This is a genomic window from Pseudomonas sp. PDM32 (assembly GCF_019219225.1).
In the GTDB taxonomy this organism is placed as follows: domain Bacteria; phylum Pseudomonadota; class Gammaproteobacteria; order Pseudomonadales; family Pseudomonadaceae; genus Aquipseudomonas; species Aquipseudomonas laurylsulfatiphila.
Genome location: NZ_JAHUWE010000015.1, coordinates 157,740 through 183,833, shown reverse-complemented (window position 1 = coordinate 183,833; position 26,094 = coordinate 157,740). Strand labels below are relative to the sequence as shown.

At 61.3% G+C, this 26,094-nt stretch carries 25 protein-coding genes; 4 read left to right on the top strand and 21 right to left on the bottom strand.

The genetic code is table 11. From position 1 onward, the window contains the following. Window positions 1-125 precede the first annotated feature (125 nt). Entirely contained in the window at window positions 126-908 is a 783-nt protein-coding gene (locus tag KW846_RS25815; protein WP_007975001.1) for a class I SAM-dependent methyltransferase, read from the bottom strand. Window positions 909-1,001: 93 nt separating this feature from the next. Between KW846_RS25815 and KW846_RS25810 the strand changes: the two genes are divergently transcribed. After that, complete coding sequence (locus tag KW846_RS25810; protein WP_218485981.1) at window positions 1,002-1,622, top strand: energy transducer TonB; 621 nt, start codon at window positions 1,002-1,004, stop codon at window positions 1,620-1,622. Between the two features lie 3 nt (window positions 1,623-1,625). Here the strand turns inward: KW846_RS25810 and KW846_RS25805 are convergent, their stop codons facing one another. The 6 genes from KW846_RS25805 to ppc form a co-directional block, all read right to left on the bottom strand. Next, window positions 1,626-2,447 carry an oxaloacetate decarboxylase gene (locus KW846_RS25805; protein ID WP_218485980.1) on the bottom strand — a complete coding sequence of 274 codons (822 nt, stop codon included), beginning with the start codon at window positions 2,445-2,447 and terminating at the stop codon, window positions 1,626-1,628. Between the two features lie 35 nt (window positions 2,448-2,482). Continuing rightward, window positions 2,483-3,343, bottom strand: coding sequence for a DUF72 domain-containing protein (locus KW846_RS25800; protein ID WP_218485979.1), 861 nt, complete (start codon window positions 3,341-3,343; stop codon window positions 2,483-2,485). After that, window positions 3,343-3,648, bottom strand: coding sequence for a hypothetical protein (locus KW846_RS25795; protein ID WP_102699404.1), 306 nt, complete (start codon window positions 3,646-3,648; stop codon window positions 3,343-3,345). Before KW846_RS25795 ends, KW846_RS25800 begins: the two co-directional genes overlap by 1 nt. Window positions 3,649-3,957: 309 nt before the next feature. Beyond that, on the bottom strand, window positions 3,958-4,632 hold the full coding sequence (gene tsaB / locus KW846_RS25790; protein ID WP_218485978.1) for a tRNA (adenosine(37)-N6)-threonylcarbamoyltransferase complex dimerization subunit type 1 TsaB: 675 nt from the start codon (window positions 4,630-4,632) through the stop codon (window positions 3,958-3,960). Window positions 4,633-4,726: 94 nt separating this feature from the next. Continuing rightward, the gene (adk, locus tag KW846_RS25785; protein ID WP_218476484.1) at window positions 4,727-5,374 is read right to left on the bottom strand and encodes an adenylate kinase; all 648 of its coding nucleotides are present in this window, start codon (window positions 5,372-5,374) and stop codon (window positions 4,727-4,729) included. 288 nt (window positions 5,375-5,662) lie between these two features. Beyond that, window positions 5,663-8,293 carry a phosphoenolpyruvate carboxylase gene (ppc, locus tag KW846_RS25780; protein WP_218485977.1) on the bottom strand — a complete coding sequence of 877 codons (2,631 nt, stop codon included), beginning with the start codon at window positions 8,291-8,293 and terminating at the stop codon, window positions 5,663-5,665. 201 nt (window positions 8,294-8,494) lie between these two features. Here ppc and KW846_RS25775 point away from each other — a divergent pair, with 201 nt between their 5' ends. The 3 genes from KW846_RS25775 to KW846_RS25765 all read left to right on the top strand — a co-directional run bounded on the left by KW846_RS25775 (window position 8,495) and on the right by KW846_RS25765 (window position 10,468). Continuing rightward, window positions 8,495-8,839 carry a hypothetical protein gene (locus tag KW846_RS25775; protein WP_015093732.1) on the top strand — a complete coding sequence of 115 codons (345 nt, stop codon included), beginning with the start codon at window positions 8,495-8,497 and terminating at the stop codon, window positions 8,837-8,839. A gap of 372 nt (window positions 8,840-9,211) precedes the next feature. Next, window positions 9,212-9,625, top strand: a complete 414-nt coding sequence (locus KW846_RS25770) for a DUF4398 domain-containing protein (RefSeq protein WP_218485976.1) — start codon at window positions 9,212-9,214, stop codon at window positions 9,623-9,625. A 45-nt stretch (window positions 9,626-9,670) separates the two neighbouring features. Further along, on the top strand, window positions 9,671-10,468 hold the full coding sequence (locus tag KW846_RS25765) for an OmpA family protein (RefSeq protein WP_218485975.1): 798 nt from the start codon (window positions 9,671-9,673) through the stop codon (window positions 10,466-10,468). Between the two features lie 140 nt (window positions 10,469-10,608). Here KW846_RS25765 and KW846_RS25760 read toward each other — a convergent pair whose 3' ends face one another. The 14 genes from KW846_RS25760 to KW846_RS25695 all read right to left on the bottom strand — a co-directional run bounded on the left by KW846_RS25760 (window position 10,609) and on the right by KW846_RS25695 (window position 26,075). Further along, entirely contained in the window at window positions 10,609-10,938 is a 330-nt protein-coding gene (locus tag KW846_RS25760; RefSeq protein WP_008051386.1) for a hypothetical protein, read from the bottom strand. Next, a complete protein-coding gene (locus KW846_RS25755) occupies window positions 10,935-11,849 on the bottom strand; it encodes an alpha/beta hydrolase (protein WP_218485974.1) in 915 nt (304 codons plus the stop codon). Before KW846_RS25755 ends, KW846_RS25760 begins: the two co-directional genes overlap by 4 nt. Window positions 11,850-11,961: 112 nt before the next feature. Next, the gene (locus KW846_RS25750; RefSeq protein WP_218485973.1) at window positions 11,962-13,239 is read right to left on the bottom strand and encodes a flavohemoglobin expression-modulating QEGLA motif protein; all 1,278 of its coding nucleotides are present in this window, start codon (window positions 13,237-13,239) and stop codon (window positions 11,962-11,964) included. A gap of 32 nt (window positions 13,240-13,271) precedes the next feature. After that, window positions 13,272-13,826, bottom strand: a complete 555-nt coding sequence (locus KW846_RS25745; protein ID WP_218476451.1) for a hypothetical protein — start codon at window positions 13,824-13,826, stop codon at window positions 13,272-13,274. Between the two features lie 110 nt (window positions 13,827-13,936). After that, the gene (locus KW846_RS25740; RefSeq protein WP_041474790.1) at window positions 13,937-14,653 is read right to left on the bottom strand and encodes a TetR/AcrR family transcriptional regulator; all 717 of its coding nucleotides are present in this window, start codon (window positions 14,651-14,653) and stop codon (window positions 13,937-13,939) included. A 101-nt stretch (window positions 14,654-14,754) separates the two neighbouring features. Beyond that, entirely contained in the window at window positions 14,755-16,257 is a 1,503-nt protein-coding gene (gene lysS, locus KW846_RS25735; protein WP_007992008.1) for a lysine--tRNA ligase, read from the bottom strand. Between the two features lie 115 nt (window positions 16,258-16,372). Continuing rightward, window positions 16,373-17,468, bottom strand: a protein-coding gene (prfB, locus tag KW846_RS25730; RefSeq protein WP_095965010.1) for a peptide chain release factor 2 whose coding sequence is annotated in 2 segments (ribosomal slippage) — window positions 16,373-17,395 and window positions 17,397-17,468 — 1,095 coding nt in all. Because the reading frame shifts where the segments join, the coding sequence is not laid out codon by codon here. 215 nt (window positions 17,469-17,683) lie between these two features. Further along, window positions 17,684-18,685 carry a PleD family two-component system response regulator gene (locus tag KW846_RS25725; RefSeq protein WP_218485972.1) on the bottom strand — a complete coding sequence of 334 codons (1,002 nt, stop codon included), beginning with the start codon at window positions 18,683-18,685 and terminating at the stop codon, window positions 17,684-17,686. A gap of 48 nt (window positions 18,686-18,733) precedes the next feature. Then, complete coding sequence (locus KW846_RS25720) at window positions 18,734-19,744, bottom strand: chemotaxis response regulator protein-glutamate methylesterase (protein WP_218476447.1); 1,011 nt, start codon at window positions 19,742-19,744, stop codon at window positions 18,734-18,736. Beyond that, window positions 19,741-22,035, bottom strand: coding sequence for a hybrid sensor histidine kinase/response regulator (locus KW846_RS25715; RefSeq protein WP_218485971.1), 2,295 nt, complete (start codon window positions 22,033-22,035; stop codon window positions 19,741-19,743). Before KW846_RS25715 ends, KW846_RS25720 begins: the two co-directional genes overlap by 4 nt. Beyond that, window positions 22,032-22,712, bottom strand: a complete 681-nt coding sequence (locus tag KW846_RS25710) for a chemotaxis protein CheW (protein WP_218485970.1) — start codon at window positions 22,710-22,712, stop codon at window positions 22,032-22,034. Before KW846_RS25710 ends, KW846_RS25715 begins: the two co-directional genes overlap by 4 nt. Next, window positions 22,709-23,980: a protein-glutamate O-methyltransferase CheR gene (locus tag KW846_RS25705; RefSeq protein WP_218485969.1), complete on the bottom strand. Its 1,272-nt coding sequence runs from the start codon at window positions 23,978-23,980 to the stop codon at window positions 22,709-22,711. Before KW846_RS25705 ends, KW846_RS25710 begins: the two co-directional genes overlap by 4 nt. After that, window positions 23,977-24,513 (bottom strand): chemotaxis protein CheW, encoded by a 537-nt coding sequence (locus KW846_RS25700; RefSeq protein WP_218485968.1) that lies wholly within the window; start codon window positions 24,511-24,513, stop codon window positions 23,977-23,979. The genes KW846_RS25705 and KW846_RS25700 overlap by 4 nt, the downstream gene beginning before the upstream one ends. Beyond that, window positions 24,513-26,075, bottom strand: coding sequence for a methyl-accepting chemotaxis protein (locus KW846_RS25695; protein ID WP_371321777.1), 1,563 nt, complete (start codon window positions 26,073-26,075; stop codon window positions 24,513-24,515). The genes KW846_RS25700 and KW846_RS25695 overlap by 1 nt, the downstream gene beginning before the upstream one ends. Window positions 26,076-26,094: the final 19 nt, after the last annotated feature.

The window sequence follows — 26,094 nt, the reverse complement described above, 5'->3', positions numbered from 1 at the left end:
AACCATCGTCGTTGCCACTCTGCCTCGAACAACTTGCCGCCTGCGCTGTATGAGCAACAGGCGGCTTAATGCTCCTACAGAGCGGTTCAAAAAAAATGAACCACTACACCGAAGGCTGCGATCTTTTAAGGCTTCAAAGCCTTCTTCGGATAAATATCGTACCGGCTCGACTTGCCATCCAGCGCATGGCTCGGCTTCGGCCCGTCGATGCACGGCGCCTTGCGCGGGCGCTTGACCACCACCCGGTGGCTGGCCAGGGCCAACGCCGCTTCGAGCAAGGCCGGCGCATCCGGGTCATCGCCCACCAGCGGCCGGAACAGGCGCATTTCCTTCTTCACCAGCGCGGTTTTCTCTCGGTGCGGGAACATCGGGTCCAGATAGATCACCTGCGGCGGTTCGCCCTCCCAGTTGCGCATCACCTCGATCGAGTTGCCCTTGAGCAGCCGCATGCGCGCCACGATCGGCGCCACATCGAAATCCTCCGCGCCACGGGCCAGGCCATCCTCCAGCAAGGCGCCGATCAGCGGCTGACGCTCGATCAGGCTCATCTCGCAACCGAGGCTGGCCAGCACGAACGCGTCCTTGCCCAGCCCTGCCGTGGCATCCAGTACCCGCGGGCGCACGCCCTGGGCAACACCTACAGCCTTGGCGATCATCTGCCCGCTGCCTCCGCCGTACAACCGGCGATGGGCCGCACCACCCTCGACGAAATCCACCCGCACCGGCCCCGGCGCGTCCGGCCCCAGCTGTTGCAACTGCAAACCCTGGTCACCCACCTGCAAGGCAAATTCGCCGTCCGCCACTTGCATCGGCAAGCCCAGGCGCTCGGCCCATTGCTCGGCTTGTGACTCGAAAGCCGCGTCCAGCGCCTGGACATGGATGCGGCAGGCCGCGGGTTGATCAATCATCGGAAAACACGCTCAAAAAATTAATGATCGGCAAAAACTGCCGATAACAAAACTATCGAGCATTTTGCCAGAGCTGAGCGTCGACCGAGAGAAATGTCAGACATTCAACCCACAATCACAGGTTTTATATCGCCCTACGGCAATTACAACCTGCGAAATACCCAGGCACTGAGTGGTGTCAGTCACATCTGGCAGGATTTCTTTGCCCGTGCGCTGGCCGATCAGTCGGGTGATGTGCTGCCTGAATCGCTGAATTTCCCACCGGTCGATCTCGAAAGCCCGGTCGAGCCGACCGTTGGCAGCGATCTGCTGGAACACATCGTTTCCCAGCGTGAGTGTGACATCAAAGAGACCGAGGTCCGCCCGCCAGAGCCTCTGTTCCTGCCCATTGCCGAATTCGAAATGGACCTGGCCGACAAGCCATTCCCACCGTTCCCGGCGGATGAAATCGTCGCCCAGCAAAAACAACAGGACTTCGACAGCGGCTGGGTTCGCCCGCTCGTGCTCAACGCCGGTCAGCCACTGTCGGAAGCCGGCCCTGCCCCGCAACCGCGCCCCCTGCACCTGCCGATTGCCGAATTCGAACTCGATCTGCTCGACAAGCCGTTCCCGCCGTTCTCCCCGGAAGAACGGATCGAACAGCAGAAACAACTGGATTTCGACAATGGTTGGACGCGCCCGATCGTCCTGCAAAACCTGCGCATCGCCGCCTGACCCTCAGCCTTTGAAAAACTGATTGGCCTTCTGGTACGGCATCGACCGCGAAGTGAAGCCGAACGTGCCTGATGTCTGGATTTCTTCGGCAGCACGGAAGAATTCACCATAGGCCGCCAACGCCAGCGCCGAACCGACGCTGATGCGTTTGACGCCCATTTCAGCCAACTGCGCGACCGTCAGCTTCAAGCCGCCCGACATCAACACATTCACCGGCTTGGGCGCCACCGCGCGCACCACCGCCAGCACATCCTCGGCGCTGCGCAGACCAGGTGCGTAAAGCACATCGGCACCGGCCTCGGCGAATGCCTGCAAGCGGCGGATGGTGTCGGCCAGATCAGGATTGCCATGCAGGAAGTTTTCGGCCCGGGCGGTCAATGTGAAGGGGAATGGCAAACTGCGAGCGGCAGCCACAGAGGCCTCGATGCGCGCCACGGCCTGGTCGAAACAGTAGATCGGGCCTTCTTCGCGGCCGGTGGCGTCTTCAATCGAACCCCCGACGGCTCCGGCCTCTGCCGCGCGCAAGATGCTTTTCGCGCAGTCGGCCGGGTTGTCGGAAAAGCCGTTTTCCAGGTCCACGGCAACCGGCAGTTCAGTGGCGGCGACAATCGCCTGAACGTTCATCAGGGTATCGTCGAGGCTCAAGCCGCCATCGGCACGGCCCTGGGAAAAGGCATAACCGGCACTGGTGGTCGCCAGCGCCTCGAAGCCGAGGCTGGCGAGCATCTTCGCTGAACCCGCATCCCACGGATTGGGAATCACAAAAGCGCCGGAGCGTTCGTGAAGGGCTTTGAACGCCTGGGCTCGAAGGGTTTGCGCATCCATTTGGCAGGCTCCTGAAGAGGGGGAAAGAATCCGCCTCAGAGCAGGCCAAGTTGCTCGGCGGCGGGTTCTCTGTATAGCTCAGGCAGCGCCGGCAAGCCAGGCAGACGCCGCATCAGCCTGGCGTGAAAACGCTGCGCCAGTTTCGCGGCCAGCAGGTTGTCGGCGGTGTGCAGGAAGATATACGGCGTGCGCCCTTCTTCGATCCACAGCGCGATTTTCTCGACCCAGGGTTCCAGGAACGGATCGTTGGCCTCAAGCACCGGATGGCCGATAAAACGCACCTGCGGACACTGCGTGAACGCCGCCGGACGCGGAGGCACCCGAGGCTTCTTCGATTGGGCGTGAAGCACTGACGGCTCGGTCGATGTGCAACTGAACAACGCTCGGGGATCGAGACAGATGCGTTCAACACCGCGATCCAGCAGCAGACGATTGAGCATCCGCTCGCTGTCACCCTTGGCGAAGAAATCGCCATGGCGCACTTCAACGGCCAGCGGGCGCTGCAGGGCATCGATAAATCCGGCCAGCTCGGGCAAGCGTTGGGGCGTGAAGCTTTTCGACAGCTGCAACCACAATGGCGACACCCGATCACCCAGCGGACTGAGCAATTGCAGGAAGGTTTCGGCGGCTGTCAGCTGTTCCCGCAGATCGCCACCGTGGCTGATCTCGCCGGGGAACTTGGCGGTAAAGCGAAAGTGCTGCGGCATGGTTTCGGCCCAACGCTGCACGGTGCTGGCAGCAGGACTGGCGTAGAAGGTCGTGTTGCCTTCTACGGCATTGAAAACCTGGCAATAGAGATCAAGAAACTCGGCGGGTCGGGCGTGTGGCGGATACAGGTAATAGCGCCAGGCGCTCTCGCTCCAGGACGGGCAACCGAGGTAATACGGCAGCAACATCAGATGTACAGGTCGAGACCCAGCACATCCGCATCCCAATCGACGAAACCGGCGGTACTCAGGTAGCTGGCCAGCGCCGTCGCCACGCTCTTGCTCATGGCACGGTGGTAAATCATGTCTTGCTGACGGGCGGGAAGATTGCTCAGTTTTTGCGCAGAGGCTTTGGCGGCACGGGCAGCCAACTGCTCTTCAGTCGGGAATTCCAGCTCGCCTTCGATATCAATGGCGTCGTCTTCCACCACACGGCCTTTGCGTGGCTTGCGCTTGATGGGATAGGACTGAGAGGAAACGCCGTCGATACGCATACGTGCATACTCGGAATCAGTGATGGCAGTTTAGTGGCGCAAAACCCACTTCGCAAACCGCCGAGTGATAACTAGAACACATAAAAGGCAAAAGGTTTAAAAGCTGGGGTTAGAAAATGACGATTGGCTGCGTCCGCAATGCTTACCGTGGCGAGGGGGCTTGCCCCCGTTCGGCTGCGTAGCAGTCGTAAATCCATTCAATGTGGCATGTCAGATAAAACTCGGGTGACGGGTTTAGGGGCTGCTTCGCAGCCCAACGGGGGCAAGCCCCCTCGCCACAAAAGCTCCCCTGCCACAATATCGGGTGAATCAACGCGCCTTGGGCGTCGCCACCTTGTCCCGCAGATAAACCGGCTGCGCCTCGTCAGCCACGATCGCCTCGCCACGCGCCCAGGCAAATCGCGCCAGGGTCAGCAGGTCTTCGGCATGAGGCAGCATGCCTGCGTCCTGCCCAATCAGGCTGACCGCGATACGTTCGCCATACCCCCAACCGGTGCCGGCACCGAACCACTCGCCGCCGGCATCAGCCGGCAATGCCGCGGACTCCGGCGGCAGTACCGCTTCAGCGCCAACAAGACGCATCTCCCCGGCCGTTTCGCGGTAGCAACCCCAATACACTTCATCCATGCGCGCATCGATGGCCGCAGCGACCTGAGTGGCGCCATGTTCGCGCAATGCACGTTGCGCCAGCACGGCCAGGTTCGATACCGGCAGCACCGGGCGATCCAGGGCAAACGCCAGGCCTTGCACCACGCCGATGGCGATGCGCACACCGGTGAAGGCTCCCGGGCCACGGCCGAACGCGATGGCATCGACCGCTTGCAGTGTGGTGCCAGCATCGGCCAGCAATTGCTTGATCATCGGCAACAGCTTCTGCGCGTGCAGGCGCGGGATCACCTCGTAATGGCTCGTGACCTTGCCGTCATGCAGCAAGGCAACGGAGCAAGCTTCAGTCGCGGTGTCCAGGGCCAGCAAGGTGCTCATCGATGTATCCACAAGAGAGATCAGAAAAAAGTGCGTCAGTATAAACAACTACGGCCCGCAAGCGGGCCGTGGATGATGCAGCGGATCAGACTTTTCAGCTCAGGGCTGCAAGCACCTTGGCGGTGATCGCTTCAACCGAACCGACGCCTTCGATATGGCTGTACTTCGGCTTGCCATTGGCAGCCGACAGCGTCTGGTAGAACTCCACCAGCGGCTTGGTCTGGGAGTGGTAGACCGACAGGCGATGACGCACGGTTTCTTCGGTGTCGTCCTTGCGCTGTACCAGCTCTTCACCGGTGATGTCGTCCTTGCCGGCGATTTTCGGCGGGTTGTAGACGATGTGGTACACGCGGCCGCTGGCCTCGTGAACACGACGACCGGCGATACGCTGGACGATTTCTTCGTCCTCGACGGCGATTTCAACCACTGCGTCCAGCTCGACGCCGGCAGTCACCAGGGCTTCGGCCTGGGGAATGGTGCGCGGGAAGCCGTCGAACAGGAAACCGTTGGCGCAGTCGGACTGGGCGATGCGGTCCTTGACCAGTGCGATGATCAGGTCATCGGACACCAAGCCACCGGCATCCATGATGCTCTTGGCCTTGATGCCCAGCTCGGTGCCGGCCTTGACCGCTGCACGCAGCATGTCGCCGGTGGAGATTTGCGGAATACCGAATTTTTCGGTGATGAACTTAGCCTGAGTACCTTTACCGGCCCCGGGAGCTCCCAGCAGAATGACGCGCATCGATGTGCTCCTCAATTTTTTATATGGATAACGTCAGATTCGCCTCGTGGGGCCAATCTCAAAAAAAGGGTCGTGGCCGCCCAAACGGCCAAAGGCTGATCAAGATACACAGCAGGCTGCGCCCACACAAGACGCCAAAAGTCGGAGAAACCGCTGCCTCCTGCGACCATTGCGCACGGTTCCCCAAGTCGCAACCCCAACATTAACTGTCGCCTGACAGTACATTTCAACCCGTCCTGCGGCGGCATCCGCCTCACCTGCCGGATGCCTGGCCCCATGGCGAAAACCTTAGCCGGTGTTACGCAAACCGGCGGCAATCCCCGCGACAGACACCAGCAGGGCCTGTTCTACCGGGCTGCCCTGCGCCACGTCCTGCAATCGTGAACGTGCCAGTAACTCGGCCTGCAATAGATGAAGCGGGTCGAGGTAAGTGTTGCGCAAGCGGATGAACTCAAGGGTCGCCGGGCTATGTGCCAGTAGCTGCGACTGCCCGGTCAGGCCGAGGACGATGGTGCACGCCTGCGACAATAAGTCGCGTAAATGCGCACCCAATGGCAACAGATTCGGCTCCACCAGACGCTCGTCATAGGACCGGGCAATGTCGGCATCCGCCTTGGCCAGGACCATCTCCAGCATATCGATGCGGGTGCGGAAGAACGGCCATTGCTCACGCATCTGCCCCAGCAGTTCACCTTCACCACGCTCCAGTGCCTTGCTCAGGGCAGATTCCCAACCCAGCCAGGCCGGCAACATCAGGCGCGTCTGGGTCCAGCCGAAGATCCACGGAATCGCCCGCAGGCTTTCGATCCCCCCGGCCCGGCGCTTGGCCGGACGACTGCCCAGGGGCAATCGACCGAGTTCCTGCTCCGGTGTGGACTGGCGGAAATACTCCACGAACTGCGGATTTTCCCGCACCACGGCACGGTAGGCGCTGACACCGTCTGCGGCCAGTTCGTCCATCAAATGGCGCCACTCAGGCGTTGGTGGCGGCGGAGGCAGCAAGGTCGCCTCAAGCACGGCGGCCAGGTACAGGTTGAGGTTTTGCTCGGCGATGTCGGGCAGGCCGAATTTGAATCGAATCATTTCACCCTGTTCAGTGGTGCGGAAGCGCCCTGCCACCGAACCCGGCGGCTGCGACAGGATCGCCGCATGGGCCGGGCCGCCGCCACGCCCCACGGTGCCGCCGCGGCCGTGGAACAGCAGCAGTTCCACTTGCTGTTCGCGGCAGATATCCACCAGTCGCTCCTGCGCCCGGTACTGCGCCCAGGCCGCCGCGGTGGTGCCGGCGTCCTTGGCCGAGTCGGAATAGCCGATCATCACTTCCTGCGGCCCTTGCAGGCGCGAACGATAGCCCGGCAACAGCAGCAGCTTCTCGATCACCGGGCCGGCGTTGTCGAGGTCGGCCAGGGTTTCGAACAGCGGCACCACGCGCATCGGCCGCAGCACGCCGGATTCCTTGAGCAACAATTGCACCGCCAGCACATCGGAAGCGGCACCGGCCATCGAGATCACATAGGAACCGAGGGACGCCCCCGGTGCAGCGGCGATTTCCCGACAGGTCGCCAGCACCTCGGCGGTGTCGGCGGAGGGCTTGAAGTACGCTGGCAGCAACGGCCGGCGGTTGTTCAGTTCACGCATCAGGAAGGCGATGCGTTCTTCCTCGCTCCAGTCCTCGTAGCGCCCCAGGCCGAGGTAGTCGGTGATTTCGGTCATGGCAGCGGTGTGTCGCGACGAATCCTGGCGCACATCCAGTCGAACCAGGAACAGGCCAAAGGTCACCGCCCGGCGCAGGCAGTCGAGCAACGGTCCGTCGGCAATCACGCCCATGCCGCACTCGTGCAACGAGTGGTAGCACAGCTCCAGCGGGTCGAGCAGTTCGCGGTTGTTTTGCAGCACATCGGCCGGTGCCGGCGTGGGCGTCGCCAACGAGGTGTGCGCCCAGTTGCGCGTCGCGCGCAGACGTTCACGCAGCTGTTTGAGCACAGCCCGGTAAGGTTCGGCGCTGTCACCCGCCTTGGCCTTCAATTCATCGCTGGCCTGCTGCATCGACAGCTCAGCCGCCAGGTGATCGACATCGCGCAGGTACAGATCAGCCGCCATCCAGCGCGCCAAGAGTAAAACCTCTCGGGTCACCGCCGCCGTCACATTGGGATTGCCGTCACGGTCGCCGCCCATCCACGAGGCAAAGCGAATCGGCGCCGCCTCCAATGGCAAGCGCAGGCCGGTAGCGGCGTGCAGGGCCTGGTCGGCCTTGCGCAGATAATTGGGAATGGCCTGCCACAGCGAATGCTCGATCACCGCGAAACCCCACTTGGCTTCGTCCACCGGTGTCGGACGCGTGCGACGGATTTCCTCGGTGTGCCAGGCTTCGGCGATCAGGCGCTGCAAGGTGGTCTTGATCTGCTCGCGCTCGGCACTGGTCAAATCACGGTGATCCTGCGCCGCCAGTTGCGCGGCGATGGCGTCGTACTTCTGGATCAGCGTGCGGCGCGCGACTTCGGTCGGGTGCGCGGTCAGCACCAGTTCAATCTCCAGTCGCCCCAATTGCCGGGCCAGTGCGTCGGCACCATGACCCTCGGCGCGCAGGCGAGCGAGCAATTCGGGCAACACCCTGGCTTCGAACGGCGCCGGCTGAGACCCCTCCCGACGGTGAATCAACTGGTATTGCTCGGCGATATTGGCCAGGTTGAGAAACTGGTTGAACGCCCGCGCTACCGGCAACAGTTCGTCTTCGCTCAACTGGTTGAGGCTGGCGCTGAGCTCGGCGTCCATGGAGCCGCGCCGATCCGCCTTGGCGCCCTTGCGGATCTGCTCGATCTTGTCGAGAAAACCGTCGCCATATTGCTCACGAATGGTGTTGCCCAACAGCTCACCCAACAGGTGAACATCCTCGCGCAAGCGTGCATCAATATCGGTCATCAGCAGGTCTCCAGCAAAAAATCCGGGCGGCTTGGAACCTAGAGAGTGCCGCCCCAGACAGGTTCTTACAAGCAAGACGACGAAGGGCCTTCAAACCCTGCCCGTTGAGGCTAGTCTGAAGATAAGCCGTACAACGGCTGTCGCCGGCCAATGCCGGACACTCACCCTGCCCGCCACGAGCGGTCGCGCCATGAGGTCAATATGAAAATTCGCGAGCTTGCCCACCACTGGGAAGAAAACGCCAAGGGTCGCCTGACCGACACCGGCTACTCGATTCATCTGGATGTGGAGTCTGCCGCACGGCTGGCCGCGCTCGTCGAGATGTACCCCAAGCGGCATCCCGAAGAACTGCTCGGCGATCTGATCGGCGCCGCGCTCGAAGAGCTGGAAAGAAGCTTCCCGTACGTGAAAGGCTCGACCGTGGTCGCCACTGACGAAGAAGGCGACCCGCTGTACGAAGACATCGGGCCGACCCCGCGTTTTCTGGCGCTGTCCCGTCGGCATCTGCACGACATGTCGGTGCCGGACGACAAACAGAAACACTGATTATCCACACAACCTGTGGGAGCGGGCTTGCTCGCGAAAGCGGTGTGTCAGCCGATATCAATGTTGCCTGACACTACGCCTTCGCGAGCAAGCCCGCTCCCACACTGGACTGTATTTCACTTCATAAATTGCGCTTCTCCGGGCCAGGAAAAGGCCCGGCACAGCGCTTCGCACCATGTAAATCCCCGCCTTAGAGCCCTGTCGACCCGGTCAAAGTTTTTTCGATAGCCGGCTAATTTCTCTGAACTTTCAAAAAAAGCCTCGGGTCAACCCAAGTAACCACGCCTGGGACGAGCGTTTCAAAACACCCCGCAATTGATGGCTTCAGCGCCCTGCCCAGGATGGATTCAATGCTTTTCAGGAGTTAGCCCAATGGAGTTGAAGACCATGAAAACCCGAACCGGCACATCCTCGTTCACTCATTCACGCGGCCTCCAGCTAGCGGCGCTGGCCCTTGGCAGCAGCCTGGTCCTGGCCGGTTGCGCCGGTAACCCGCCGACCGAGCAATACGCGGTGACCCAATCGGCCGTCAACGACGCCGTGAGCGCCGGCGGCACCGAGTTCGCCGCGGTGGAAATGAAGTCGGCCCAGGACAAGCTCAAGCAGGCCGAAATCGCCATGCACGACAAAAAATATGACCAGGCCCGGACACTTGCCGAACAGGCCGAGTGGGACGCTCGTGTCGCAGAGCGCAAGGCCCAGGCGATGAAGGCCGAACAATCCGTGAAGGACGCGCAGAAAGGCGTTCAGGAATTGCGTCAGGAAAGCCAGCGCACCGTTCAGTAAGCGGCGCGGCGCCACGCATTCCCACTCGACTAAAAGGACGAAATCATGAAACGCATTCAACTGATGATCCCAACCCTGCTGGCTGCCACCATCGCCCTGGCGGCCTGCTCCACGCCGCCCAACGCCAACCTCGAACAGGCCCGCACCAACTACAGCGGCCTGCAAGCCGACCCGCAGGCCAGCAAAGTCGCAGCCCTGGAAACCAAGGAAGCCAGCGATTATCTGGACAAGGCCGACCAGGCCTACAGGGACAAGCAAGACGCAGCCAAGGTTGACCAGCTTGCCTATCTGACCAACCAGCGGGTTGAAGTGGCCAAGCAGACCATTGCCCTGCGCACCGCTGAAGCCAATCTGAAAAACACTTCGGCACAACGGGCCGAGGCCCGCCTGGCAGGCCGCGATCAGCAGATCAAACAACTGAAGGACAGCCTCAACGCCAGGCAGACCGAGCGCGGGACGCTGGTGACCTTCGGGGATGTGCTGTTCGCCACGGACAAGGCCGAGCTGAAATCCAACGGCCTGATGAACATCAACAAACTGGCGCAGTACCTCCAGGAAAACCCCGACCGCAAAGTGATTGTCGAGGGTTATACCGACAGCACCGGTACGGCATCGCACAACCAGTCGCTCTCGGAACGTCGTGCGGATTCCGTGCGAGCGGCCCTGGTGAAGATGGGCGTCGACCCGGCGCGTATCGTTGCCCAGGGGTACGGCAAGGAGTATCCGGTGGCGGATAACTCAAGCACCTCTGGCCGGGCGATGAACCGCCGGGTGGAAGTGACGATTTCCAATGACAACCAGCCGGTGATTCCACGTTCGGCGGTGAGTTCATACACCCAATAATCAGCCACAACACAAACCAAATGTGGGAGTGGGCTTGCTCGCGAAGGCGGTTTAACTTTCAGCAATAATGCTGACTGATACACCGCCTTCGCGAGCAAGCCCGCTCCCACATTGGATCTGAGTTGTTAGTTGGAACCGGGTTACTGCTCCAGCTTCTGCGGCGTCTCCTGCCCCATGCAACGCACGGCTTTTTTCTTGCTGTCGACCAGCACGCCGGTCAGGCCTTTCTGTTCCATGTCAAACAGCACCAGCACGCCATCGATGCACTGCGCCACTTGCGCGGCCGGTTCCAGGGAGACTTTGTAGTCTTCGCCCGGAATCGTCTTGAGCATGGTGAATTCGTTGAGCAGCAACGCATCCTCGGGCTTGGCGAAGTGCAGGTAGCCGTACCACCACAGGGCACCGACGGTGCCGAGGATGCTGCAGATACCGGTGATGATCAGCGGGATGGCGTTACGTTCTTCACTCATTGCGGACTCTCTGGTGGTTCATCTTCAGAATTCGGGGGTGCCGGATAATTGGGAATTTCACCCAGGCGGCGCAGGCCGTTGAAATGCTGCGGGTCATCGAGATAGCGCAGCATGACGTTACGCCAGACCGGGTCGGCGAACGTCTGCACGTGACCGCCACGGGTCAGTTGCAGCACCCGCGGCGGCGGCGCAGCTTGATACAGTCGGATGCCGTTGGAAAGAGGCACGATCGGATCGTCGATGCTGTGGTAGATCAGTTTCGGCACGTCTTTAAGCTGCGCCATGGAGTTGATCGCGCTGTCGCCGTCCGGCACCAGCCACGACAACGGCACCTGGAACGTCCAGAACACCCATGAATTACTCAACGCATAGCGACCGACGCTACGGTAACTGGCGGGCACACCGTCAAGGACAAAAGCCTTGAGTTGTTTCTGCCGTTGCGGGTGCTGGACCAGGTAATGCACGGCCATCGAGCCGCCGAGACTCTGGCCGAGCAGGATCAGCGGCTTGCCTTGAACCTCCGGCGCCTTGTCCAGCCAGGCGAACGCCGCATCGATGTCCTGGTAGATCGCCGGCAGGCTCGGTTCGCCTTCGGACAGGCCGTAACCGCGATAGTCCACAAGCAACACCTGGTAACCATTTTTCGGCAACCAGAAACTGCCGCCAAGGTGCATGGGCAGGTTTCCGCCATTGCCGTGCAAGTGCAGCACCGTGCCCTTGACCTCAACCCCCTGCTTCACCGGCAGCCACCAGGCATTCAGCTTGAGACCATCGGCGGTGTTCAAGGTGATGGTGCGATACTCGAGCCCGGCCTTTTCCGGGGTGAACAACTGGCCGGGCTCCGGGTAGAACAGCAGCGAGCTGCAACCGCTCAAGGTCAGGAGAAGGCAGAGGATGCCGAGGATTCTCATCCGTTGAAACCTCGCAGTGATGGGAAGGACTTTCGGTAAAAGATCGCAGCCTGCGGCAGCTCCTACAGGGACCAGTGTAGGAGCTGCCGAAGGCTGCGATCTTCTGACGGCATCACAGGATGTTGGAGTAATCCGCTTCGATCCGGTCCAGGCTCAGGTGGTTGAGGAAGTTGGAGAAGCACATCCACGCCGACAACGCGTTCATGTCGCGGAACTGTTCCGGCAGGTACTTGGGTGGCACCACCAGGCCTTCGTCCACCAACTGACGCAAGGTACGCATGTCTTCCAGGGTGGTCTTGCCGCAGAACAACAGTGGAATCTGCTCCAGCTTGCCTTTACGCACGGCCAGTTGAATGTAGTTGTAAATCATGATGAAGCCCTTGAGGTAGGACAAGTCTTTGGTGAATGGCAGACCTGTCGGCACCGAGCCGCGGAACACGCGGCTGGCGTTGCTGTAGCTCTCGGGCATCTCGAAGCCTTGCTCACGGAAGAACTCGAACACCTGCAGAAAATCCGCGCCCTCTTCCACCATGTGAATCGCACGCGTACGGTTGGTCAGTTTGCGCAGACGGCTCGGGTACGAGGCGAAGGTGATGATTTCCATCAGGATCGCCAGGCCTTCCTGGGTGACCGTCGACGAGGGCGGGCCTTTGGCCAGGAAGGTACAGATCGGCTGGTTCAGGCCGTTGAGCGTGGTGCCAACGTGCACCAGCCCTTCGTGGACCTCCAGGGCGCGCACATCGCGCTGGTTGAACATCGCGTCGGAGCGGATCTTGATGTAGTCGGCGCCGGCCGCCGCATCGGCGACGATGCCATCGGACTCGAACACCCGAATGGTTTCCTCGGCTTCGCCAAACACCTTGTTCAACCGGTGCTGCAACAGGTCGACCGCATTCTTGGCCGTCAGCGTCTTCGGTTCGTCCTTGAGGTCGCCACGACCGTCGATGTTGTTCAGGTATTCGGACAGCATCATGCCCAGGTCGGACAGAGTCGGGTCGCCGGCATGGAACGCGTCGGACGCGGCGCCGTACAATTCCTGGGAAATCAGGCCGAAATCCTCGGTGCCGCGCGCTTCGAGCATGCGCACCACCATGCGGTACTCCTTGCACATGCGCCGCATGATCTGGCCGACAGGGTTGAACTGGCCGAGCTGGCGGGTGATGTCGCGCTCGATGTTCTGGAACTCCAGCTTCACTTTGCTGGAGTCGAACGCCAGCGGCCGGTTGAGGTAGTAGTCGCGGTCCACCGCCGGCATTTCCTTGCCCTTGGCCTTGAGGAAGCCTTTGCGAATGTTGTCGTCCCATTTGACCGCATCGAGTACGCGGATCGGCGTCTGTGCCAGTACGATGCGATCAGACAAAATGCGTATCGACTGTTGGTAATCGTCCACGCGAAACTCCTGTAGAAACCTGTGGGTGCCGGTTATTTGGCTTTGGCCTGGCGCTGATAGCGCACCGCTTCAACGAACACATCGGAATTGGCCGGGTCGTCGAGGTAGGCGGTGACTTGATTCATGTGGCTGTCGATCAATACGCCATCACCATCGCTGGTCTGGAAGCTTTCACCGCTCAGGGCGTTCTGCTTGATGGCCTGGTTGATCTGTTCGAGGTCGAGGTTGTAGACCACCAACTCATGTTTGTCGGTCAGCTCAAAACCGCCGAGGGTGAAATGCCCGCCGAACTGCGCCGGCACCTTCGCCGACAGGTACCAGCGGCTGCCATGACGCGACACCGTGAAAGGATAGGCCTCCCGCGCCCCGGGCCTGGCCCGGTAATAGCTGACGGCCTGATAACGATTGTCGCCGATGCGGGTCAGTTCGAGGTTGAGCGCTTCGCCCCAGGCATTGGTGCTGGTCCATTTGCCGAGTAATCCTTTGGGCGCGGGGTCGCTTGCAGGCAGCGGCTCCTTGAAGGACACCAGACAGCCACTGAGCAGCAGGAACGACAAGGCGATCACAACGACACGCCAGGCTTTCATTCAATACTCCCTATGAATACACCGCCGCCCCGTAGGAGCTGCCGCAGGCTGCGATCTTTAAAAACAAGATCAAAAGATCGCAGCCTGCGGCAGCTCCTACAGGGATCGCGTCACACCGATGCCAGCACCAGGTGCATGTAGCGCGTCAGGATGCCGAGCATTTCCTCTTCGGCGGCAGGCTCGTCTACGTTGAGCAGGCCCTGATATTCCATCCGGCCGATAATCGCCGTCAACACCTTGGCATCCTGATGCGGCTCGCGCGAGCCCAGCACCTGGAACAGCTGGCAAGAGCCCTGCAACAGGATTTGCTGATGCGAACGCACCAGTTCGGCCAGGCGCGGGTTAAGCAACGCTTCCTGACGGAACGCCTGCTCGGCCATCAGGTGTTCGCGGCGATTGATCAGTTGCCGGTGAACGTAATCGGTCATCAGCCGTGCGATATCGTCCGCCAGTTTCGAGCGCGCCTGCGGGCTGCCATCGCCACTGGCGATCATGTCACGCAGCAGGCCCTCGTTGTTCACCCACAGCTTGCCCATGTACGCGGCACTGCGCTCCACGTATTGGGCGAAGGTATCGGTGAGCAGGTCATCGATATCCTTGAAATAGTAAGTGGTTGCCGACAACGGCACCTGCGCCTCGGCGGCCACCGCACGGTGCCGTACGGCGCGCACGCCATCGCGCACGACAATGCGCATCGCAGCGTCGAGAATGTCCTGTCGACGCTGCTCACTGCCCTGTCGGCTGGCCTTGCGACCCTGGTACTGAACACTTTCAGCGACCGCAGTGGCGATACCCGCTGCACCTTCTTGAGCCATTGCACGAATCACGACAGGTATTTCCTCTCAGACGAAAGTAACAAGTTGATACGTTTGTACCAGACAGGCAATAAAAAAGCCGCCTGAAAAGGCGGCTTTTTTAGTTGAAACACTTACGCTTGCGGCCGCATGTGCGGGAACAGGATCACGTCGCGGATCGACGGGGAGTTGGTCAGCAGCATCACCAGACGGTCGATACCGATACCTTCACCCGCCGTTGGCGGCATGCCGTACTCGAGCGCACGCACGAAGTCGGCGTCGTAGTGCATGGCTTCGTCGTCGCCGGCGTCCTTGTCGGCCACCTGGGCCATGAAACGCTCGGCCTGGTCTTCCGCGTCGTTCAACTCGGAGTAAGCGTTGGCGATTTCACGACCACCGATGAACAGCTCGAAACGGTCGGTGACGTTCGGGTTCTCGTCGTTACGACGTGCCAGCGGCGACACTTCGAACGGGTACTGCGTAATGAAGTGCGGCTGTTCCAGCTTGTGCTCGACCAGCTCTTCGAAAATCATCACCTGCAGCTTGCCCAGGCCTTCGAAGCCCAACACCTTGGCGCCGGCTTTCTTGGCGATGGCGCGAGCCTTGTCGATGTCGTTCAGGTCGTCGGCGGTCAGCTCGGGGTTGTACTTGAGGATCGAGTCGAACACCGACAGGCGCACGAACGGCTCGCCGAAGTGGAACACTTTGTCGCCGTACGGCACGTCGGTGCTGCCCAGAACCAGCTGAGCCAGTTCACGGAACAACTCTTCGGTCAGGTCCATGTTGTCTTCGTAGTCGGCGTAGGCCTGGTAGAACTCCAACATGGTGAATTCAGGGTTGTGACGAGTCGAAACGCCTTCGTTACGGAAGTTGCGGTTGATCTCGAACACCTTCTCGAACCCGCCGACAACAAGCCGCTTGAGGTACAGCTCAGGCGCAATGCGCAAGAACATTTCCATGTCCAGCGCGTTGTGGTGGGTTTCGAACGGCTTGGCTGCCGCGCCGCCCGGAATGGTCTGCAGCATCGGTGTTTCCACTTCCAGGAAATCACGCTTCATCAGGAAGCTGCGGATGTGGGCGATGACTTGCGAACGCACGCGGAACGTCTGGCGCACGTCTTCGTTGACGATCAGGTCAACGTAGCGCTGGCGGTAGCGCTGTTCGGTGTCGGTCAGGCCGTGGTGCTTGTCCGGCAGCGGACGCAGGGATTTGGTCAGCAGGCGCACGTTGGTCATTTCAACGTACAGGTCACCCTTGCCGGAACGGGCCAGGGTGCCTTCGGCAGCAATGATGTCGCCCATGTCCCAGGTTTTCACCGCGGCCAGGGTTTCTTCGGACAGGGTCTTGCGATTGACGTAGACCTGGATACGACCGGTCATGTCCTGGATCACCATGAACGAGCCACGGTTGAGCATGATACGACCGGCAACCTTGACCGGGATCGCAGCCTCTGCCAGCTCTTCCTTGGTCTTGTCCGCGTACTGTTTCTGCAGTGCATCGCAGTAGTTTTCGCGGCGGAAGTCATTCGGGAAGGCATTGCCCTTGGCGCGCTCGGCAGCAAGCTTTTCCTTGCGCAGGGCGATCAGGGAGTTTTCTTCCTGTTGCAGGGCTTGCGGGTCGAGTTCTAGGTCGCTCATGTCTTTAAATATTCCATCACGGGTTCGTTGCCCCCAGGCCTGCGGCCTGGGGATCGCCGGCAAGCCGGCTCCTACATGGGATCGCGGGGAGTCAGCCGATCCGGTATTGCATTGCTTACAGCCCGGACTTCAGGCTCGCTTCCAGGTATTCGTCGATGTCGCCATCGAGCACCTTGTCACAGTCGCTGCGTTCGATGTTGGTGCGCAGATCCTTGATCCGCGAGGCATCGAGCACGTACGAACGGATCTGATGACCCCAGCCGATATCGGACTTGGTGTCTTCCAGCGCCTGGGACGCCGCGTTGCGTTTCTGCATTTCCTGCTCGTACAACTTGGCCCGCAGCATTTTCATGGCGGTGTCCTTGTTGGCGTGCTGGGAACGTTCGTTCTGGCAGCTGACCACGGTGTTGGTCGGTACGTGGGTGATACGTACGGCCGAGTCGGTGGTGTTTACGTGCTGACCACCGGCACCCGAGGAACGATAGGTGTCGATCCGCAAGTCTGCCGGGTTGATTTCGATTTCCACCTTGTCATCGATCTCTGGCGAGACGAACACCGCGGAAAACGAGGTGTGGCGACGGTTGCCGGAGTCGAACGGGCTCTTGCGCACCAGACGGTGCACGCCGATCTCGGTACGCAACCAGCCAAACGCATACTCGCCCTTGATGTGCACGGTCGCGCCCTTGATCCCGGCGACTTCACCGGCGGACAGTTCCATGATGGTCGCGTCGAAACCGCGTTTGTCGGCCCAGCGCAGGTACATGCGCAGCAGGATGTTGGCCCAGTCCTGGGCTTCGGTGCCGCCGGAACCGGCCTGGATGTCCAGGTAGGCGTTGTTCGGGTCCATTTCGTGGCTGAACATGCGACGGAACTCCAGCTTGGCCAGACTTTCCTCGAGACGGGCCAGCTCGGCGACGACATCGTCCACTGCGCCTTCGTCGTTTTCTTCGACAGCCATGTCCAGCAGGTCGCGGCAATCGGCCAGACCGGTGTTCAGTTCGTCCAGGGTATCGACGATCTGCGCCAGCGCAGCGCGCTCGCGGCCCAACTCCTGGGCGTATTCAGGTTTGTTCCAGACACTCGGATCTTCAAGCTCGCGATTGACTTCGGTCAGACGCTCATGCTTTTGATCGTAGTCAAAGATACCCCCGAATGGTTTCGGAGCGCTCGGACAGGTCCTTGATGGTGTTCAGGATCGGGTTGATTTCCATGACGGGCAGCACTCGTTGGCGAACTTTTGAAAGCCGGCGAGTATAACGCAATCAAGCTGCCACGGCAGCCCGCCTGGCGGCTTTAGGGGCGAATGGTTGGGGGGTTGCGACGAAAACATGTAGGAGCTGCCGCAGGCTGCGATCTTTTGATCTTGCCTGTAAAAAACAAAATCAAAAGATCGCAGCCTTCGGCAGCTCCTACAGGGGCGTGGTGGTCACCCAATCCCCACCTGGTTGCGCCCGTTATTCTTCGCCAAATACAGCCCCTTGTCCGCCGCCAGGATCAGGTCGCGGCAGTTGCTGCCCGCTTTCGGGGTGATGGTCGACAGGCCGATGCTGATGGTCAGGCTCGACCCTTCGGTTGGCGAGTTATGCGGGATCTTCAGGGCTGCCACGGTCTGGCGCAGCTTCTCGGCAACAAGCCGCGCGCCGCCCTGGGAGGTGTTGGGCAGCACCAGGGCAAATTCTTCGCCTCCGTAGCGGGCCGGCAGGTCCGAAGGGCGGGCACTGGCGTCCTTGATCGCCGCGGCGACCTTGCGCAGGGCTTCATCGCCTTCCAGGTGGCCGAAGCTGTCGTTGTAGGCCTTGAAGTAGTCGACATCGATCATCAGCAACGACAACTGGCTCTGCTCACGCAGCGAGCGGCGCCACTCCAGTTCCATGTACTCGTCGAAGTGCCGACGGTTCGACAGCCCGGTCAGGCCATCGGAGTTCATCAGGCGTTGCAGGACCAGGTTGGTGTCGAGCAGTTGCTGCTGGCTGACCCGCAACGCGCGGTAGGCCGCGTCCCGTTGCAGCAGGGTCATGTAGGACCGTGAGTGATAGCGGATGCGCGCGACCAGTTCGATGTTGTCCGGTAGCTTGACCAGGTAATCGTTGGCCCCGGCCGCGAAGGCCGCGCTCTTGATCAGCGGGTCTTCCTTGGTCGACAGGACGATGATCGGAATGTCCTTGGTCGCCGGGTGATTGCGGTATTCGCGCACCAGGCTCAGACCGTCAAGGCCGGGCATGACCAGATCCTGCAAGATGACCGTCGGCTTGATGCGCACCGCGTGGGCGATGGCCTGATGTGGATCGGCGCAGAAGTGGAAATCGATGTTCTCTTCGTTCGCCAGGCCCCGGCGCACGGCTTCGCCGATCATGGCCTGATCGTCCACCAGCAACACCATGGCGGCGTTTTCGTCGGTCTTGAAGTCGTCGAGCTGTAATTCATTCATGTGCGGTCACCTGAGTACTACCTGAGCCAGAAATGAGGAAAAAAGTGCTCATTTGGCGAAAATCTCCAGCAATCGTGGCGCTATCTTGTCCAGCGGGCGAATCTCCACGGCAGCGTCGATGGCTGCAGCCGCCTTCGGCATGCCATACACCGCACTGCTGCCTTGATCTTGTGCGATGGTCAGGTAGCCCTGTTGGCGCATGAGTTTAAGCCCCTGGGCGCCATCACGCCCCATGCCGGTGAGTAAAACCCCCACGGCGTCACCGTTCCAGTAACTGGCCACGCTCTCGAAGAAGACATCGATGGAGGGCCGGTAGATTTCGTTGACCGGTTCGGCGGTGTAGGCCAGCGTGCCGTTTTTCAGCAAGCGAATATGGTGATTGGTGCCGGCCAGCAATACCGTGCCGCTTTGCGGCGGCTCGCCTTCCTCGGCAAGGCGCACGTTGAGGCCGCTGGCACTGCCGAGCCATTCAGCCATGCCGGCGGCAAACACCTGGTCAACGTGTTGCACCAGCACGATGGCCGGAGAGAAATCACGCGGCAGGCCCTTGAGCAAGACTTCCAGCGCCGCCGGCCCACCGGCGGATGAGCCAATGGCGATCAGGCTCTGGCGTGAGCCCGAACTGCGCAACGGTGCCGGCGCCGGGCGTGGGCGATTGCCCTTGTCGCCGATCAACCAGCCGATGTTCATGATCTTGCGCAACAACGGCGCAGCCGCGTCCTGGGCATTGCCGGCGCCGACGGTCGGGGTGTCGACCACGTCCAGCGCACCGTGGCCCATGGCCTCGAATACCCGGTGCACGTTCTGCTGGCGATCCACGGTGACGATGACAATGGCGCACGGGCTCTCGGCCATGATCCGCCGCGTGGCCTCGACGCCATCCATCACCGGCATGATCAGGTCCATCAGGATCAGGTCCGGCGTGTCCTGCGCGCACAGGCGCACCGCTTCGGCGCCATTGCCGGCGACCCAGACCACTTCGTGTGTCGGCTCGAATGCCAGGGCGCGGCGCAGGGCCTCCACCGCCATGGGCATGTCGTTGACGATCGCAATCCTCATGCACGCGCTCCTCCAATGAGCTCGACCACTGCATCGAGCAAGGCGTCGTCATGAAAACTGGCCTTGGCTAGATAATAGTCGGCGCCGGCATCCAGTCCACGGCGCCGGTCCTCCTCACGATCCTTGTAGGACACCACCATCACCGGCAGCGATTGCAGGCGATTGTCCCGACGCAGCAACGTAACCAGTTCGATGCCGTCCATGCGCGGCATATCAATGTCGGTGATCAGCAGATCGAAATCCTCCGAACGCAACGCGTTCCAGCCGTCCATGCCGTCTACCGCAACCGCCACGTCGTATCCGCGATTGAGCAACAGCTTGCGCTGCAACTCTCGCACGGTCAGGGAATCGTCCACCACCAGAATTCGTTTGCGGGCCGCCTCGACCACCTGATTGCTGTGGCGGGCGATGCGTTCCAGGCGCCCGGTGTTGAGCAGTTTTTCCACCGAACGCAGCATGTCTTCGACGTCGACGATCAGCACCACCGAGCCGTCGTCGAGCAGGGCCCCGGCGGAAATGTCCTGCACCTTGCCCAGACGCTCATCCAACGGCAGCACCACCAATGTCCGCTCACCGATAAACCGCTCCACGGCCACGCCGTAGATCGCATCGCGCTCGCGAATCACCACGACTTTCAGGGTTTGCCCGCTGCTCTGGCTGGCCGGACGATGCAGCAACTGGCTGGCCGCCACCAGCCCGACATGCCGGCCTTCGTGCCAGAAATGCTGGCGACCTTCGACCTGCACGATGTCCACCGGCTCCAGATCACACATGCGCTCAATGTGCGCCAGCGGAAAGGCATAGGCCTCGTCGCCGACTTCCACCACCAGGCTGCGCACCACCGACAGGGTCAACGGCACTTCAAGATGGAAACGACTGCCCTCGCCCGCCGTCTGCTCCAGCACCACCGCACCGCGCAACTGCCGGACCATGTGCTGCACCGCATCCAGGCCGACGCCACGACCGGACACCTCGGTGACCCTGTCGCGCAGACTGAAACCGGGCAGGAACAGGAACGTCAGCAGTTCTTCCTCGCTCAACTGCGCGGCGGTTTCTGCGGGGGACAGATTTCGTTCAACGATACTGCGACGGACTTTCTCCAGATCCACGCCGTTACCGTCATCGCTCAATTCAAGCACCAGCAAACCGGCCTGATGAGACGCGCGCAGGCGAATCAAACCTTCCGCCGGCTTGCCGGCCAGCAGGCGTTGTTCCGGAAGTTCGATGCCGTGATCGACCGCGTTGCGCAACAGGTGAGTCAGCGGCGCCTCGAGCTTTTCCAGCACGTCGCGATCGACCTGAGTCTTCTCGCCTTCAATTTCCAGTCGCACCTGTTTGCCCAGGTCGCGCCCCAGATCACGGACCATGCGCACCTGCCCGGTCAACACATCGGCAAAGGGCCGCATGCGGCAAGCCAGCGCCGTGTCGTACAACACCTGTGCCCGCTGGCTGGCCTGCCAGGCGAACTCATCGAGTTCGGCGTTCTTTTCCATGAGCAATTGCTGGGATTGCGCGAGCAAGCGCCGCGCATCCTCAAGGGCTTCCTGGGCTTCCAGGCTCAAGGCGTGATCCTTGAGATGAACATTGAGATTCTCCAGCGCTCGCAGGCTGTTGCTCTGCATGCGCTTGAGTCGCTGCATGGTCGCCAGGTGCGGCTTCAGGCGCTGGGTTTCCACCAGGGATTTGCTGGACAGATCGAGCAGGCTGTTCAGGCGCTCGGCGGTGACGCGCAACACACGCTCACCATTTTCGGTGGTGCGTTTGGTCTTGCGCGGGGCTGGCGCCGGAGGCGGTTCGACGACAGACGTCGGCGGCTCGACCTTGGGGGCAGGTGCTTCGAGCATGAGCTCGGCGATAATCGATTCGGCCATGACCGGTTCGGCAGGCACAACCAGCGGCGCTGTCGGATCCAGCAAGCGTGCCATCAAGGATACGTAAGCCTCAATGTCCGAGGCCTGCGGGTTGTTGCCCGGCGTGGCGATGCGCATCAGCAGATCGGTGCCTTGCAGCAACGCATCAATGTGTTCGGGGCGCAGCAACAGGCGCCCTTCCTGGGCACTGACCAGGCAATCCTCCATGACGTGGGCAACGCTGACCCCGGCATCGACGCCCACGATCCGCGCCGCGCCCTTGAGCGAGTGCGCCGCACGCATGCACGATTCAAGCTGATCGGCCAGGGTCGGATCCCGCTCAAGCGCCAGCAGGCCGGCACTCAAGACCTGGGTCTGGGCTTCGGCCTCCAGGCTGAACAGCTCCAGCAAAGAGGCGTCGCGCATTTGCTCGGGGGTCATGTGAGGCTCCGGGTCACGGCGGACAACAGCTGTTCTTCATCCAGCCAACGCAGGCTGCGACCTTTGAATTGCAACACGCCACGAGTGTATTTGGCGCTGGCCTGGGCCCCCGAGCGCGATGCGCTATCGAGGACATGCTCGTCGATGGCGTGAATCCCGTCGACTTCGTCCACCGGCACCACCACCGGCCCGCCGTGGGCCGCGATGATCAACATGCGCGGCATGACGCGCGCACCCGGTGCCACATTGCCGGTGCCGTCGAGCCCGAGCAGTTCCACCAGCGACAGGCAAGCGACCAGCGCGCCGCGCACATTCGCCACGCCGAGCAAGGCCCGGGAGCGCTGGTGCGGCAAAGAGTGAATCGCCTGCAACGGCGACACTTCCACCAGGCTGCGCGTGGCCAGGCCCAACCACTCCTCCCCCAGGCGGAACATCAACAACGAGCGGGTTTTCACCTCACTCTCGAGCGCGACGGACACTGGCCCGCGCTCTTCCTGCTGCAAGGCATAACGATCGAGCAGACGCGTCGCAGCGGCCGAATACACGGCACAATTGCGGCAATGAATATGTTCTGCAAGCAACGGGCAGGACTTGTCGCCGTGGATACCGATGCGGTTCCAGCAATCGTCGATGGCCTGGGCATCCCGGGTGACGCTTAAGGTGTCGGAGGCGATCATCGTTTACGCTCACTGTCGGCGGCGCGTGCGCTGCGGGCGGCACGCTCCTGCAATCGTCTGGCCCCCGCCGCGTCACCCTGAGCCTGCAGCAAGGCGGCCAGATGCATCAACGCTTCGGGATGTTGCGGTTCGAGGTACAACGCCTTGCGATAAAAGCCCTGGGCTTCCAGGACATTTCCCGCCACATCGCTGAGCAGTCCCAGCCAGTAGAACACCTGGGCTACCGGTTCATGACTGCGCAAATAGCTTTCACACGCGGCTTTTGCCTCGGCGCTTTTGCCTTCGTTGGCCAGCCCGGCGATGTTGGCCAACAGCGCGGCCGTATCGGTGCCAGAGGTTTTCGGCACAGGCGCCAGCGGCACGACACCGGCGAACGGACGGCTGCGCACCGGCGCTGCTGGTCGATTGCGCAACGGTTGCGGCACAGGCAAGGGGGTTGGAACGAATGTCGGCAGGGGTACAGGCTCCGCAGTCCCTTGTCGACTGAAGGCGAAGGACTGCGCGATACCGATCGAGCGCATCCCCAGACGCCCCAGCAGACTGCCTTCGGCCGGGCCGATAAACAGCACGCCGTCATCGTGGGTCAGGCGCTTGAGCACTTCAAAGACTTGCTTCTGGGTCGGCTGGTCGAAATAGATCAGCAGGTTGCGACAAAACACGAAATCGAATGGCGGTTCACCGGCCAGCAAGGCCGGGTCCAGCAGATTGCCGACCTGCAAGCGCACCTGCTCCTGCACACGCGGGTCCAGGCGATAGCCGTCGCCTTCGGCAATGAAATGGCGGTCGCGATATGCAATGTCGTCGCCCCGAAAGGAATTCTTGCCGTACAAGGCTCGCCTGGCTTTATCCACTGACAACGGGCTGACGTCCATGCCGTCGACCTTGAACTGGTGCGGCTTGAGCCCGGCATCGAGCAACGCCATGGCGATTGAGTACGGTTCTTCACCGGTGGAACACGGCAGGCTGAGTATCCGCAGTGCGCGCAGGTTGTTGATTTCAGCCAGACGCTTGCTCGCCAGTTTCGCCAGGGTGGCGAAGGACTCCGGATACCGGAAGAACCAGGTTTCCGGAACGATCACCGCTTCGATCAACGCCTGTTGCTCGTCCCGTGAGCCCTGCAAGGTGCGCCAATATTCATCGGCCGACACGGCTTGCGAAGCGATGCTGCGCTGGCGCACCGCTCGCTCGATGATCGCCGGTCCTACCGAGGTCACGTCGAGTCCGATGGTTTCCTTGAGAAAGTCGAAAAAACGCTGGTCGCTGTTCATGGCCGCTCCTGCAGCAGCGCCGGATCCATTGGCGGCGAAGGAAACAACAAGGCGCGCACCTGATCGTTCAGCAGATCACTGACCCGTACCCATTGCAGCAAACCTTGCTCGTCCTTGCGCACCGGCCCCAGGTAAGGCGCCTGGCGATTGTCCAGGCCGTAGGGCTGGAAGTCCGCCGGATCGCAACGCAAGGTGTCGGTCGCCTGCTCCAGAATCAGCCCAAGCAACTGCGACTCGGCGGTTTCATCCGGGTGATAGTTGACCAGCACCAGTCGCGTGCTGGTACGGGCTTGTGCTGGCGCGCCAAACGTCAGTGCACTCAAGTCGATCACCGGTACCACGGCGCCCCGATAGGCGAACACCCCGGCGACCCAGGCGGGGGCATGAGCAATGGGCTTCAAGGGCAGGCGCGGCAGCACTTCAGCCACTTCGACAGCCTTCAAGGCATAGCGCTCGCTGCCGATGCGAAACACCAGAAACAACGCATGCAGCGCCTGCTTCACGGCAGAGCGCTTGGCCGTGATTTCGCTCATCAGACTTTGAATCGCGAAACGCCGCTGCGCAGCCCGACGGCCACCTGGCTCAGTTCATCGATGGCGAAACTGGCCTGGCGCAGAGACTCGACCGTCTGGCTGCTGGCATCACCCAACTGCACCAGCGCATGGTTGATCTGCTCGGCACCGGTAGCCTGGGCCTGCATCCCTTCGTTGACCATCAGCACCCGCGGCGCCAGCGCCTGGACCTGATGGATGATCTGCGACAACTGCTCGCCGACCTGCTGCACCTCGGACATGCCGCGACGCACTTCTTCGGAAAACTTGTCCATGCCCATGACCCCGGCCGAGACCGCCGACTGGATCTCGCGCACCATTTGCTCGATGTCGTAGGTGGCCACTGCCGTCTGGTCCGCCAGGCGCCGTACTTCGGTGGCGACCACGGCAAAACCGCGCCCGTACTCACCGGCCTTCTCGGCCTCGATGGCGGCGTTGAGCGACAACAGGTTGGTCTGGTCGGCCACCTTGACGATGGTCACCACCACCTGATTGATGTTGCCGGCCTTCTCGTTGAGGATCGCCAGTTTGGCATTGACCAGATCGGCCGCGCCCATCACCGAGTGCATGGTTTCCTCCATGCGCGCCAGGCCCTGCTGCCCGGAGCCGGCAGCCACGGAAGCCTGATCGGCAGCGGTGGAAACCTCGGTCATGGTGCGCACCAGGTCCCGGGAGGTGGCGGCGATTTCACGGGAGGTCGCGCCGATTTCCGTGGTGGTGGCGGCGGTTTCCGTGGCAGTGGCCTGTTGCTGCTTGGAGGTGGCGGCGATCTCGGTGACCGACGTGGTCACCTGCACCGACGAGCGCTGCGCCTGGGACACCAGTGAAGTGAGCTCGGCCATCATGTCGTTGAAACCGGTCTCCACCGCACCGAATTCGTCCTTGCGCTCCAGGTTGAGACGGCGGCTGAGATCGCCCGTACGCATGACTTCGAGGATCTGCACGATACGGTTCATCGGCGCCATGATCGCGCGCATCAACAACAGACCGCAGAGACCGGCAGCCAGCACGGCGATCACCAGGGAAATGCCCATGATGACTTTTGCGGTGAGCACCGCGTCATCGATGGCCGCGATATCCCGGTCCGCCACGGCTTTGTTTTCGCTGATGATGTCGTTGAGTTTCATGCGCCCCGCGGTCCAGGCCGGGGTCAATTGTTCGTTGAACAACCGGATCGCTTCGACGGCCTGATTGCGCTTGTGCAGGTCGAGCACCGCAGCCAGGACTTTGTTGTAGTCGTCGTGAAGCTTTATGAAGGTGGCGTACTCGACCTTGTCTTCATCCGTGGTGACCGTGTCGTTGTAGTTCTTCATCTGTTCTTGCAGGCGGGTTTCGAAGGTTTTGAAGTTTTCCGCCTGTTCAGCACTCAACCCCTGCCCTTCCCTGAATCCCAGTATTTCCTGGGTCCGAAGGTAACTGTCCACCCAGGCGCTGCGAACCATGGAGCTGTAATACAGCCCGGGAAGCGCGTCTTCACGTACGCTCGCTTCACTGCTTTCGATCTTCAGCAACCGCGAATACGAGACGACCACCATCAACAACATGATGGCGATAATGACCGCA